12 protein-coding genes and 1 pseudogene are annotated in these 11,633 nt (G+C 70.1%); 7 read left to right on the top strand and 6 right to left on the bottom strand.

Going from position 1 to position 11,633, the window contains the following annotated elements; all coding sequences use genetic code 11:
* Positions 1–9 precede the first annotated feature (9 nt).
* The gene (locus tag FL311_RS06990) at positions 10–741 is read right to left on the bottom strand and encodes a hypothetical protein (protein WP_141324157.1); all 732 of its coding nucleotides are present in this window, start codon (positions 739–741) and stop codon (positions 10–12) included.
* A gap of 191 nt (positions 742–932) precedes the next feature.
* Positions 933–1,642 (bottom strand): annotated as a pseudogene (locus FL311_RS06985) (Mut7-C RNAse domain-containing protein).
* Positions 1,643–1,853: 211 nt separating this feature from the next.
* On the opposite strand from FL311_RS06985, the gene FL311_RS06980 reads away from it, so the two are divergent.
* Entirely contained in the window at positions 1,854–3,476 is a 1,623-nt protein-coding gene (locus tag FL311_RS06980; protein ID WP_141324156.1) for an endonuclease/exonuclease/phosphatase family protein, read from the top strand.
* Between the two features lie 52 nt (positions 3,477–3,528).
* Here the strand turns inward: FL311_RS06980 and FL311_RS06975 are convergent, their stop codons facing one another.
* Positions 3,529–3,885, bottom strand: coding sequence for a hypothetical protein (locus FL311_RS06975; RefSeq protein ID WP_141324155.1), 357 nt, complete (start codon positions 3,883–3,885; stop codon positions 3,529–3,531).
* Positions 3,886–4,026: 141 nt separating this feature from the next.
* Between FL311_RS06975 and lspA (FL311_RS06970) the strand changes: the two genes are divergently transcribed.
* From lspA (FL311_RS06970) to FL311_RS06945, 6 genes are all read left to right on the top strand, one after another.
* A complete protein-coding gene (gene lspA, locus FL311_RS06970) occupies positions 4,027–4,653 on the top strand; it encodes a signal peptidase II (protein ID WP_141324154.1) in 627 nt (208 codons plus the stop codon).
* A 33-nt stretch (positions 4,654–4,686) separates the two neighbouring features.
* Positions 4,687–5,298: a signal peptidase II gene (gene lspA, locus FL311_RS06965; protein WP_074948473.1), complete on the top strand. Its 612-nt coding sequence runs from the start codon at positions 4,687–4,689 to the stop codon at positions 5,296–5,298.
* A 120-nt stretch (positions 5,299–5,418) separates the two neighbouring features.
* Positions 5,419–6,726 (top strand): prolipoprotein diacylglyceryl transferase, encoded by a 1,308-nt coding sequence (locus tag FL311_RS06960; RefSeq protein WP_141324153.1) that lies wholly within the window; start codon positions 5,419–5,421, stop codon positions 6,724–6,726.
* 41 nt (positions 6,727–6,767) lie between these two features.
* Positions 6,768–7,883 (top strand): MXAN_5187 C-terminal domain-containing protein, encoded by a 1,116-nt coding sequence (locus tag FL311_RS06955; RefSeq protein ID WP_141324152.1) that lies wholly within the window; start codon positions 6,768–6,770, stop codon positions 7,881–7,883.
* Between the two features lie 11 nt (positions 7,884–7,894).
* A complete protein-coding gene (locus FL311_RS06950; RefSeq protein WP_141324151.1) occupies positions 7,895–8,398 on the top strand; it encodes an HAD family hydrolase in 504 nt (167 codons plus the stop codon).
* A gap of 178 nt (positions 8,399–8,576) precedes the next feature.
* The gene (locus tag FL311_RS06945) at positions 8,577–8,957 is read left to right on the top strand and encodes a lipoprotein (RefSeq protein WP_046710570.1); all 381 of its coding nucleotides are present in this window, start codon (positions 8,577–8,579) and stop codon (positions 8,955–8,957) included.
* A gap of 7 nt (positions 8,958–8,964) precedes the next feature.
* On the opposite strand, the gene FL311_RS06940 is transcribed toward FL311_RS06945, so the two are convergent.
* The 3 genes from FL311_RS06940 to FL311_RS06930 form a co-directional block, all read right to left on the bottom strand.
* Positions 8,965–9,687, bottom strand: a complete 723-nt coding sequence (locus tag FL311_RS06940) for a LytTR family DNA-binding domain-containing protein (protein ID WP_141324150.1) — start codon at positions 9,685–9,687, stop codon at positions 8,965–8,967.
* On the bottom strand, positions 9,684–10,754 hold the full coding sequence (locus FL311_RS06935; protein ID WP_141324149.1) for a sensor histidine kinase: 1,071 nt from the start codon (positions 10,752–10,754) through the stop codon (positions 9,684–9,686). Before FL311_RS06935 ends, FL311_RS06940 begins: the two co-directional genes overlap by 4 nt.
* Before the next feature lie 64 nt (positions 10,755–10,818).
* Positions 10,819–11,633: alpha/beta fold hydrolase (locus FL311_RS06930; RefSeq protein ID WP_228556715.1), on the bottom strand; the 815-nt coding region annotated here is incomplete at its 5' end.

Here is an 11,633-nt window from a genome sequence, read left to right as displayed (position 1 = left end):
AGGAGTTCGTCAGGGAGGCGTGTTGTTGGGGAGCGTTTCGATCTGCGTGGTGTCGGGCGCGTTCTGCTCCCGCGAATTGTTGTAGTTGTTGTCAGAGCCGCAGCCGGCCATGTTGCAGCCGGGGCCGTAGGCCACCGCGCCGCTCTGGTTGGCGATGAGGGCCTGGACGACGGAGCGCGTGGGGCGGCCGTCGCGGCTCAGCACCTCGCCCACCGCGGCCACCCAGATGAGGCCGTTGCCGTCGGACGTGGGGTTCGAGTCGATGTCGTCGCGAACGAACACGCGGTAGCGCACGTTGTTCTGCTCCGGGTAGTCCGCGTAGGCGACGTTGTCCGCCCCCTGCTTCTCATGGGCGGGCATGTCGTTCGGCGTCAGCCGCAGGTAGTTCCACGGGTCGCCGGGGCTGGCGGGCAGCAGCTCGTACCAGGGGGGATTGGCGCCCGCGAGCCCCAGCTCCGTCACCTCGGCGCCCGAGTTGATGATCGTCGTCAGCGTGTTCTCGTAGGTGGTGGCGTCGAGCGCCGTGCGCAGCCGGATGGCCTCGCGACCCTCGGCCAGCCCCGCCTCCGCGGCGAAGAACGCCTCCTTCTGCCGGCGCGCGTCCGCCTGGGTGTCCGCCTCGCGGCCCACCACCCGGTAGCTCAGCATCACCGCCATCGTCACCACGAGCACGACGCCCAGCGCGACGAGCAGCGTGAAGCCTCCATTCGCTCGGGTTCGGGCCAGGTCTCGGTGCGTCATCGTCGCGGCTCCTCTGCGCTCCCCCCGTGCGGGGAAGGCTGGAAGTGTCGCGAACTCAGCAACTCACGTGCCCGCTGGGGCATCCCCGCAACCCTCTGAAATCGTTTCGGTGCGGGCTTTCACCCTGGCGTCGCGGGTCATTGGTGACCTCGCAAAAAGTGCGAGGTGCGACTCTTTGCGAGGTGCGGGCTTCAGCTCTCGAGCTCCAGAGCGCGCAGCCGGTCGATCAACGCCTGCATGCGCTCCTGGTGTGTGCCGGGCCAGAACACGCGGCGACAGTCGTTGCACTGCTGGAAGTGGGTGTACCTGCGCGCCACGTCCGGGGGACGCGATGGGTCACCTCGTGGGGTTGGGCGGGACTCAGGAGCGCGTTGCAGGCGATGCACCGGGAAAACGGCTTCATCCGGGAGCTGAGCCCATAGCGCCGCACCACCTCGACCAGCTGCTCGGCGGGGTCCGTGGCGCGAGGGAAGTAGCCGAGGACGACCTCGCCCCGCTTGAGCACGCCGAGGTCCCGGGTCAGCAGGACGCGCTCTTCGGTGCTCGAGATTCGGGCCAGCTCGGGGTCGTCGAAGTCGTTGCGCCACAGGGTGTCGAAGCCGAGCATCCGCAGGAAACCCGACAGCCGCCCCAGTCCCACGTCGAGCACGAAGCGCGGCATGCCCTCGACGTGCCCGAGCGCCGGGAAGGCCTCGATGTGGGCTCCGGGCGTCACCCGATGCGCGAGCGCCACCGGGGCGCCGTCGACGAGCACCTTGTCCAGCTCGGGATGCGGCGGGCCGAGTGACTCGATGAGGTCTTTGAGCGACGGCGAGCCCTGGGGCGCCACCTGCAGCTGCGTGCCCCGCTTCTCCGGCGCGACGAAGTCGTTCAGCCTTCCATGAAGTCGGACGGTCACCACGGTGGGTTGCTCCCGGTTGCGTGACGAGGAGGACTCGGACCCTGGCCCGTGGGACGCCCCCGCTCGCGATTTTCACCGCTGTAAATGTACGATTTGGCGGTACGTAGCGGGACTGCGGGCTTGGCGCACTTCTATACTCCGCGCCCCGTCGGGCCGTCGTCGTCGGCCCGGACCATCTCTCGAATCGTCTCCACGGAAGCAGGCAGAGCGAATGAAGAAGACCCTTTCCTATCTGGCGTGCGCGGTGGTCTCGCTCACGGTTTTCGCTCTGGCGTGTGGGGATTCTTCGGATCCGAAGACACCGCTTCCGTTGCCGGATGGCGGCGTGATGTGGGCCGAGTGCAATCCCCAGCAGGATGGCGGCGGCTGTGGTGCGGGTGAGGAGTGCCGCTTCGTCCCGTTCTACGACCGGTCCATCTGTGTCCGGCCGTGTGATGAGCAGGGTGCCTGTGGTCAGGCCGAGGCGGCGTGCTGTCCCACCGGCGAGGCGCGTGACGGAGGCGACGCCACCTTCTGTCTGCCGACCGAGGTGTGCGAGGCCACTCCGGACGCGGGTGCGGGCGATGCGGGCGCGGACGCGGATGGCGGCTCGCTGACGGACGACGGCGGGACGCTCGAGGACGCGGGACCGGGCACCGAGACCGACGCGGGCACGACGGACGCGGGCGGCCCCGTCATCGTGGACGACGCGGGCACGACGACGGACGCGGGTGGGCCGGTCATCGTGGACGACGCGGGCACGACGACCGATGCGGGCACGCCGACGGACGCCGGTGGCCCCGTCATCGTGGACGACGCGGGGACGACGATTGACGCGGGTCCCGGCACGACGGACGACGCGGGCTCTCCGGTCGACGCGGGTCCCGGCACGCCGGACGACGCGGGGACGACGATTGACGCGGGTTCCCCCGCCGACGCGGGCACGGACGCCGGCACGCCCATCGATGCGGGCACGGACGCGGGCTCCCCCGTGGACGCGGGCACGCCGGACGCGGGCTCGTCGACGGACGCCGGGACGCCGACGGACGGTGGGCCCGGGCCGGGCAGCTACACGAACATCCGCATCATGGCGTCGAACCTGTCGAGCGGGAACGGCCAGGACTACGACCCGGGCCACGGCATCCGCCTGATGCAGGGCGTGGACCCCGACGTCGTGCTCATCCAGGAGTTCAACTACAAGAGTGACTCCGTGGCGGATATCACCTCGCTGGTGAACCAGGTGGGCCCGGGCTTCTACTACTACCGCGAGGGCGGCGCGCAGATCCCCAACGGGGTCATCAGTCGCTGGCCCATCATCGAGTCCGGCGAGTGGAAGGACCCCGAGGTCGACAACCGCGACTTCGCCTGGGCTCGCATCGACATCCCCGGGCCCAAGGACTTGTGGGTCGTCAGCGTGCACCTTCTGACCCGCAGTTCGGGGGCACGCAACGCCGAGGCCACCGAAATCGTCAGCAAGGTCAGGGGGAAGGTCCCGGAGAGCGACTACCTGGTCATCGGGGGTGACCTCAACACGGACAGCTTCAACGAGAGCTGCTTCACCACCTTCAAGAACGTGGTCGTCACCAGCGCCCCGTACCCCGCGGACAAGAACGGCAAGACGGGCACCAACGCCAGCCGCGAGAAGCCCTATGACCACGTCCTGGTTGACGCGGACCTGAACCAGTACCGCACGCCCACGGTCATCGGCTCCAACTCGTTCCCCAACGGCCTCGTGCTCGACAGCCGCGTCTACACCCCGCTGTCGGACATCGCACCGGTGCTGTCCAACGACAGCGGCGCCCCCAGCATGCAGCACATGGGCGTCATCAAGGACTTCCGCGTCCCCGCCTTCTAGCGGAGCGCGGTGGGCGCGCGGCGGCTCCGAGACAGGCCGCCGCGTGCTCCGCTCAGAAGTTCCACTTGTGCTTGTTGCGCTCGATGAAGCGCGCCACCGGCGGGATTCGCGCGATGAGCGGCGTGAGCACGAACACCGCCGCCAGCCGCAGGGGCTTCACCACCTGTGACGCCGCGTAGGCCGCCGCCCACGTGCCCGCCTGCTCGCCCGCGCCGGACGGCTGGAAGCCCAGCCGGATGGCCGCGTAGAAGCCCACCAGCACCAGGCCGAAGATGACGTAGTTCATCACCAACGCCAGCGGGCCGTACTCCAGCATCAGCGTCTTGAAGCGGGCCATCAACGACGGCTTCCCGGCCTTCGCCTCGGGAGTCGCTGTGGGTGGGGGCGTGTCGGAGACTGAAGGATTCACGTCGGGCTCAACAGGCGGCATGTCCACACCATGCCCCAAACGAGCGATGTCCGGGAAACAGAGCAGGCTGCCCGCCGGGGGCCGGTCGGCCCTCCGGGTTGTCAGGGCTTGGGGGGACGGGTTAAGGGATTGGGACGCGTCATGAAAGCCTCCCTCCGCCTCCTCATTCTCGTGGCCACCACGGTCCTCGTCGCGGACCAGGTGACCAAGTATCTGGCTGTGTCCCGGTTGACGGATGCCCTGGACGGGCGTGAAGGGCTGGCCCGGGTGACGGGCTACTTCACCCTCCACAACCTCGACAACGACCCGCCTCGCGAGGACGGCGAGCGCAACGTGCTGCGGCCCCACCGCTTCGTGGAGGACTACTGGCACTTCCGCTACGTGGAGAACCCGGGCGCGGCGTGGGGCATGTTCGCCGACCTGCCCGACAGCGTGCGGCGCACGTTCTTCCACGTGGTGAGCGTGGCGGCGCTGGCCTTCATCTTCCTGATGTACCGCCGCACCCCGCTGGACCAGCAGCTGGCGCGCCTGGCGCTGGCGCTCATCACCGGCGGCGCGCTGGGCAACTTCCTGGACCGGCTGATTCGCGGCTACGTCATCGACTTCGTCGACTGGCATTGGCGCAACCAGCCGGGCATGCGCTGGCCCACCTTCAACGTCGCGGACGCGGCCATCTGCGTGGGCGTGGCCTTCATGCTGCTGGACTCGCTGAAGGTGCGCCGCCCGGAGACCGTTCCGGCGCCGCTCGCCCAGAGCCCCAATCCGTGACGGGTGGGGGCCGGGTGGTGTAAGCCCAGGCCCGTGCCTCGCAAATACGTCATCCTCCTCGCCGTCACCCTGGGCGTCATCGCCCTGGACCAGTGGACGAAGTATCTCGTCGTCCGTGAGCTGACCTCCCAGATGCAGGGGCAGGAGACGCTCGGGGGACGCCTGGGCGCCATGTTCAGCGCGCCGCCCGAGCGCGGCTTCGACGGGCTGCACTACCGCTCCCGCCGCAGCATCGAGGTGTCGGAGTCCTTCTTCCGCCTGCGCTACGCGGAGAACCCGGGCGCGGCGTGGGGCCTGTTCAGGAACCTCCCGCCCGAGCAGCGCGGCCCGCTCTTCCACGTGGTGAGCCTGGGCGCGGTGGTCCTCATCGTCTTCTACTTCCGCAAGCTGTCCGGCTCGGACCCGGAGGAGAAGTGGGCGCTGTGGGGCCTGCCGCTCGTGTTGGGGGGCGCGCTGGGCAACTACATCGACCGGCTGGCCCGGGGCTTCGTCATCGACTTCCTGGAGGCCCACTGGTTCGACAAGGCGGCGTGGCCGTCCTTCAACGTCGCGGACGCGGCCATCTGCGTGGGCGTGGGCCTGCTGCTGGTGGACGCCTTCGTGCGCAAGGAGAAGCCCGCACCGGCGCCCACCAAGGCCGCCTGAGCGTCACCTCGCCGGAGGGCCGCCCGAGCGGACCGGCGTGCTCCCCGCCTTGCTCCGACGCGTGGCGCGGGTAGCCTCCCGAGCGCTCACGCCGCCCCTCTCGTCCGCCGGCAGGTCTCCATGCTCCCCGTCCTCTTCCGCCTCACCTTCACCAGCCTGTGGGCGCAGCTGCTCTTGTACGCCCTCGCCGTGGGCACGGTGGGCTACATCGCCTTCAACGGGTGGCGCGGCGCGGTGGGGGAGGTGGACCCGAAGACGGGCACGCGCAAGGCGGTGGTGCTCGCGGACCGGCTGCTGCGCGCGGCGGGCTTCGGCCTCGCGGGTGCGGGGCTGGCGTGGTTCGGCCTCAAGTACGCGCTGCCGGAGAGCGCCTTCCCCGGTGGAAAGGGCGAGGGCATCCCCCTGCACACCTACGGCGTGCTGCTCGCCACGGGCTTCATGACGGCGGTGACGGTGGCCGGGCGGCTGGCGCGGGACGAGTGGCGCAGGGTCGAGCTCGTCGATGGCCAGTGGGTGGACGTGGAGGGGCCCAAAAAGCGCGAGCAGGTGATGGACCTGGCCTTCTGGGTGCTCATCGGCGGCATCGGCGGCAGCCGGCTGCTCTTCGTGCTGGTCAACTGGAAGGACTACTCACGCGACTGGACGCAGGCGCTGTCGCTGGGCGGCGGGCTCGTCTTCTACGGGGGGCTCATCGGCGCGGCGGTGGCGGCGTGGTTCTTCGCGCGCGCCCACGGCATGGACTTCCTGCGGCTGGCGGACGTGTGCATCCCCACCGTGTCGCTGGGGCAGTGCCTGGGGCGGCTGGGCTGCTTCAGCGCGGGCTGCTGCTGGGGCGACGTGGCGCCGGCCCACTCCGCGACGGCGGTGCACTTCCCGGGCTCGGGGCTGGCGCAGGACCTGTTCGGACAGGTGGGCAATGCCTCCAGCCTCGCGTACACCTCCCAGCTCGACGACACGCGCTTCGTCGTGGAGGCGACAGGCCAGATTCTGCACCAGGCCGCGCCGGACGCGGTGCGCATCTCCGACTGGGTGGCCCAGCACGGACACACCCTGGGCGTCTACCCCACCCAGCTCTTCGAGTCCCTGGGGCAGCTCGTCCTCTTCGTGGCGCTGCTGTACGCCCGGCGCTTGCGCCGCTTCCACGGGCACATCTTCGCGCTGTGGCTGATGGCCTACGCGGTGCTGCGCACCACCGTGGAGCTGTTCCGCGGGGACGTGGAGCGCGGGACGCTGCACGGCCTGCTCGAGTCCCTGGGGGCCCAGGGGCTGGCGGACGCGGTGCCGTTGGAGGCCTGGTTCAACATTTCGACCAGCCAGTCCATCTCCCTGTGCATGTTCGCCCTCGGGGCGACGCTGCTCTACCAGAAGGGGCGACGAGGGGCGGGCGAGGCGGCGGGCGAGGCCGGACCGACACCGTCGGCGGCGTGAGGTTGATCCCCGGACGCCGGTTGGGGACACTCTGAGACGTCATGCCGCCCCCCGACGCCCGACAGTCCGCCGCGAAGTCCCCCGCCACGAAGGCCCCGGCGGACACCAGCTCCAGCGAGGCCGTCCTTCATGAGTGCGAGGCGCTGGAGGCGGAGCTGGCCGCGCTGCGCAACCTCTTCGAGCAGTACTTCCTGGGCAACGAGCGCAACCCGCCCACGCGCGCCCACGAGGACTTCAAGAAGCGGGTGAACAAGCTGAAGACGTCGTTCATCCGCAGCACCGCGGCCAAGTTCCGCGTGGGCAGCATCCACAGCAAGTTCCTCACGTACGAGCGGCTGTGGATGCGCACGCTGCAGGAAATCGAAGCGGGCACGTACAAGCGCGACCTGTTCAAGGCCCGGCGTCGCGCGGAGGTGCGCGGAGGCTCGGCGAACAAGGACGCGAAGAAGGGCGTCGTCGAGCTGCCGGAGGACATCTCCGACATGGACTTCGAGGAGGTGGAGGAGGTGCTCCGCCCCCGCCCCGTCAACGAGCCACCCCTGGCCGCGGCCATCGCCGCCGCGGCGGCCGCCGCCTCCACGCCTTCCGCCGGGGGCACGCCCTTCCGTGGCACGCCCGCGGTGGCCAGCGCCTCGGCGGCGCCGAGCGTGGCGCCGGTGGCCGCCCCCGCCGTGTCGCGCGGAGGCATCCCGGGAATCGCCCCGCTGACGCCCGCCGTGGCGCCGGTGACGGGGACGCCCGCGCGCGGACTGCCCACGGTGACGTCGCCGCTCGGAGGCACGCCCGCGCGAGGCTCGGCCGCGGTCCCTCCGGGCATGGCCGCGAAGCCCGCGGGGACTCCCGCGCCCGTGGCGCGTCCCACGGCTGCGCCGGTCGCGGCGTCCAGGCCCGCGGCGCCCGTGGCCTCGGCGGCGCCCAAGCCTCCGTCGGCGGGGGGCGGAGGCATGTCGGACGACAAGCTGCGCGCCGTGTACGACGCGTATGTCACCGCGAAGCGGCGCTGCCAGGAGGACACCTCGAAGATGTCCTACGAGTCGGTGGCCGCCACGCTGCGCAAGCAGGTGCCGGAGCTGCTCAAGCAGCACAACGCCAAGGCGGTGGAGTTCAAGGTCGTCATCAAGGACGGCAAGGCCTCGCTCAAGGCCGTGCCGAAGTAGGGCGCCTTCCGATGAACCAGGACCTGGAATCGCTCAAGGCGCGCGTGTCGCGTCTGTCGGTGATGATTTTCGACATCGACGGGACGCTCACGGACGGGCGCATCTTCTGGGTGCCCAACTCCGGCTGGACGCAGATGTACAGCGTGCGCGACGGCATGGGCATCAAGCGCCTGCAGGAGGTGGGCATCGAGGTGGCCGCCATCTCCGGAGGAGACAGCCTGTCCGCGCAGATGCGGATGCAGTCGCTGGGCCTCAAGCACGTGCACTTCGGCAGCCAGGACAAGGTCGCGCACTTCGAGAAGCTGCTCGCGCTGCTGAACGTCTCCGCGGACCGGTGTGGCTACATGGGGGACGAGGTGGTGGACCTGCCGCTGCTCAAGGCGGTGGGCTTCTCCTCCGCGCCACCCGAGGCCCCTGACGAGGTCCGCGCCCAGGTGCACTACGTCGCACAGAAGCCCGCGGGCTTCGGCGCCGCGCGCGAGGTGTGCGAGTTCATCCTGCGGCACCGCTCGTAGCACCTGTCCGTCCCTCGAATTCCTCCAATCCACGCCTGGGTGCGGCGAATCGTCGGCTCCTGAAAAGTCGACGGGGTCGCTTGCCCGCACGGGTTGTCGCGTCATGGGGCCCTCCCTACCTTGGGCTTCGCACATGAGGCCGCTGGCCGGCGCGAGACACGTGGGAGGCGATGTGGGGATGCAGAGGTGGCTCGGGCTGTCGGTGGTGGTGGGCCTCGTGATGACGACGGGGTGCTCGACGCCGTCTGAAGAATCTCGGGAGCGGCTCGCGGTGCTGGAGGCGGAGGCCGAGGAGCTGGACGCGGTGCTGGACAATGTCGAGGAGCGACTGCTCGGCAACCAGGCCATGCTCCAGACGTGGCAGGAGCTGGGGCGTCGTCACCAGGAGGTGACGCAGCTGCACTGCCAGACGTCGGAGCCGCACATCCTGGCGCGCATGAAGCACTACGAGAAGATGGAGGAGCGCGGACGCCAGACGCGCCGTCGCAACAGCGTGGCGGCGGTGGACCCGGTGCTCACCTCCGGCAAGTCGTCCAAGTCGCAGCACGGCGCCAACTGACGCACGCTCACAGGCTCATGCGCTCGCGGAAGCGTTGGGACTGACGGCGTGACATCTCCACCTCCGGGCCTCCGCGAAGGCGCGCCACCAGCGTGCCGCCGGGGCCCGGCTCCAGGGTGTCGACGAAGTCCAGGTTGATGAGGTGCTGTCGACTCGCGCGGAAGAAGCGCGCGGGGTCCAGCTTCTCCTCCAGGTAGCTCAACGAGCGCAAGAGCAGCGGCTGATGTCCCGCCAGGTGCAGCCGTGAGTAGTTGCCCTCGGACGTGATGAGCGGGACCTGCGAGAGCTGCACGAGCCAGCAGCGCTCGCCCTCCTTCACGAACACGCGCTCCAGCGGCGCTCCCGGGGCCCGCGTCGGCTCGGACGCGCGCTCCGTCTGTCGGCTGCGCTGCCGGACCCGCTCCAGCGCCTCGGTGAGTCGCTCCGCTTCGATGGGCTTGAGCAGGTAGTCGAGCGCGTTGACGGAGAAGGCGCGCACGGCGTGCGCATCGAACGCGGTGGTGAAGATGACGTCGGGAGGTTCGTCGAGCCGGGCGAGCACGTCGAAGCCGCTGCCTCCCGGCATCTGGATGTCGAGCAGGAGCAGGTCTGGCTCCAGCGACTCCACCTGACGACAGGCGTCGTCCACGTGGGTGGCCTCGCCCACGACTTCGACGTCGGGGAATGCGGCGAGCAGTCGGCGCAGCTCCGCGCGGGCCAGGCGTTCATCGTCGACGATGAGGACTCTCATGAGGGCAGGGGGATGCGGACGCGCGCGGTGGTGAGGGCGGAGCCGGTCTGGTCGAGCTGGAGCGACGCGGTGGTGCCGCACAGCAGCCGCAGCCGCTCGCTCGCGTTGTGGAGTCCCACGCCGCCGGAGTGGGGCGCGGGAGGTGTGCCGACGGGCGCGGGGGTGTTGGCCACCTCGAGGAGGAGTGAGCCCTCGCGCACGTGGGCCTGCACCGTCACCGCGCCGCCCTCGGGCGAAGGGGCGATGCCGTGCTTGATGGCGTTCTCCACCAGCGTCTGCACCAGCATCGCGGGCACGGGCACGGCGAGCGCCTCGGGTGACACGTCCTCGCGCACGCGGAGCCGCTCCTCCAGGCGGATGGCCTCCAGGCTCAGGTAGTCACGCACCACCTGGAGCTCCCGCCCGAGCGGCACCGTCTCCGCGTCCTTCGAGGCGAGCGCGTAGCGCAAGAGCGAGGACAGGTGGGTCACCGCCTGCTGGGCTCGGGCGGGGTCCTCGACGATGAGGGCCCGGACGCTGTTGAGACAGTTGAAGAGGAAGTGCGGTTGGAGCTGGGCCTTGAGGAAGCGCAGCTCCGAGGTCTGCGAGGCGATTTGTTGCTGCAGGCGCTCGTGCTCGGCGGTACGCGCGCGCTCGATGAAGTGGACCGCGAAGTACGTCAGGAGCCACATCATCATGACCACGGACCAGAAGGCGCCGCCGAAGATGATGTTGGTGAGAGAGAAGTCCTCGAACCCCTGGATGCGGAGCACGAAGCGGGACAGGACGTGGGCCACCACGGACTGGGTGGCCCCCATCGCCAGACAGACGAGCAGCACGCGCGGCGCGAGGCGGGACAGGGACAGCCGGGCCCACTCCCGGAAGCCGAGTCGGACCCGGGCGACGTGGGTGATGAGCACGCCCGAGAGGCTCATCGCGACGAGCCAGAGCATCCTGCGCGCGAACTGCTCGTCGGGCCGCTGCATCATCACGACGGACAGCACGGACAGCACGGCATTGATGAGGGCGTACAGGCCCCAGCCGCCCGCCTGGCAGGCGGCGTAGACCCGGGCGCGTCGGGATGACATGCGTGCTCCTGCCGTCATGAAGACCTCGAGTCCATCATGCTTCAGCGGTGGGACTCCACGCGCGTCAGCGGGCGTGCTCGTTCAGGAAGCCGTCGAGCGTGGTGAAGAAGCCCTCGGGGTCATCCCACATGATGAAGTGCCGGGCCGTGTCGTGCATGACGACACGCGCGGTGGAGAGGCCCTGGTACTGGCCGCGATAGAGCGCCTCGATGTTCTCGCGAGGGACGCTGCCCTTGAGCGCGGCCCACGAGCCGAACACGAAGGTGGGCGCGGTGATGCGCGGCAGCTCCGGGCGAAGGTCGGTGGTGGACATCTCGTACATGGCCTGCGCGATGGTCTCCGCGTCGGAGTCGACGCCCCAGCGGACGCCGACCTCGCGCCGGGCCTCGTCGGTGGCGTAGATGCGCATCGCCTGTTGCGAGGCCTGGGTGCGCTGCTCCAGCGTCTGCTGGCGCACGTGGGCGCGGCCCTGCTCGGCGAACGGTCGTGCGGTCTCGACGGTGGCGCCGGGGTACATGAGGGCGGGCAGGAAGGGCACGCTGTCCACGATGAAGAGTCCGCCCACCAGGTCGGGCGCCTCGGCGGCCAGCGAGAGCGCCAGCACGCCGCCCAGGCTGTGTCCGACGATGATGGGCTTCTCGAGCTTGTGCTCACGGATGTACGCGATGAGCGCCGTGCGCATGGTGGCGAAGAAGGGCGCGGGGACGGCGGGCTGCCCCGCGAAGCCGGCGAGCGTGAAGACGTGGCTGTCGTAGCCACCCTTCAGGTGGGCCACCGTCTCGTCCCACACCGCGCCGGACGAGGCGAGGCCGGGGATGAACAGGACGGGGCGTCCCTTGCCGGAGCGCTTCACCTGGAAGGCGGCCGGGGCGGTGGGGG

The sequence above is a fragment of the Myxococcus sp. AB025B genome, from assembly GCF_006518215.1.
In the GTDB taxonomy this organism is placed as follows: Bacteria; Myxococcota; Myxococcia; order Myxococcales; family Myxococcaceae; genus Myxococcus; species Myxococcus fulvus.
This window is presented reverse-complemented; position numbering and strand designations above follow the sequence as displayed.

What these genes read in the sequence shown, in the direction of transcription:
- FL311_RS06990 (WP_141324157.1), bottom strand. Translation starts at nt 741, where the DNA reads ATGACGCACCGAGACCTGGCCCGAACCCGAGCGAATGGAGGCTTCACG.
- FL311_RS06980 (WP_141324156.1), top strand. Translation starts at nt 1,854, where the DNA reads ATGAAGAAGACCCTTTCCTATCTGGCGTGCGCGGTGGTCTCGCTCACG.
- lspA (WP_141324154.1), top strand. Translation starts at nt 4,027, where the DNA reads ATGAAAGCCTCCCTCCGCCTCCTCATTCTCGTGGCCACCACGGTCCTC.
- FL311_RS06960 (WP_141324153.1), top strand. Translation starts at nt 5,419, where the DNA reads ATGCTCCCCGTCCTCTTCCGCCTCACCTTCACCAGCCTGTGGGCGCAG.
- FL311_RS06955 (WP_141324152.1), top strand. Translation starts at nt 6,768, where the DNA reads ATGCCGCCCCCCGACGCCCGACAGTCCGCCGCGAAGTCCCCCGCCACG.
- FL311_RS06950 (WP_141324151.1), top strand. Translation starts at nt 7,895, where the DNA reads ATGAACCAGGACCTGGAATCGCTCAAGGCGCGCGTGTCGCGTCTGTCG.
- FL311_RS06945 (WP_046710570.1), top strand. Translation starts at nt 8,577, where the DNA reads ATGCAGAGGTGGCTCGGGCTGTCGGTGGTGGTGGGCCTCGTGATGACG.
- FL311_RS06940 (WP_141324150.1), bottom strand. Translation starts at nt 9,687, where the DNA reads ATGAGAGTCCTCATCGTCGACGATGAACGCCTGGCCCGCGCGGAGCTG.
- FL311_RS06935 (WP_141324149.1), bottom strand. Translation starts at nt 10,754, where the DNA reads ATGTCATCCCGACGCGCCCGGGTCTACGCCGCCTGCCAGGCGGGCGGC.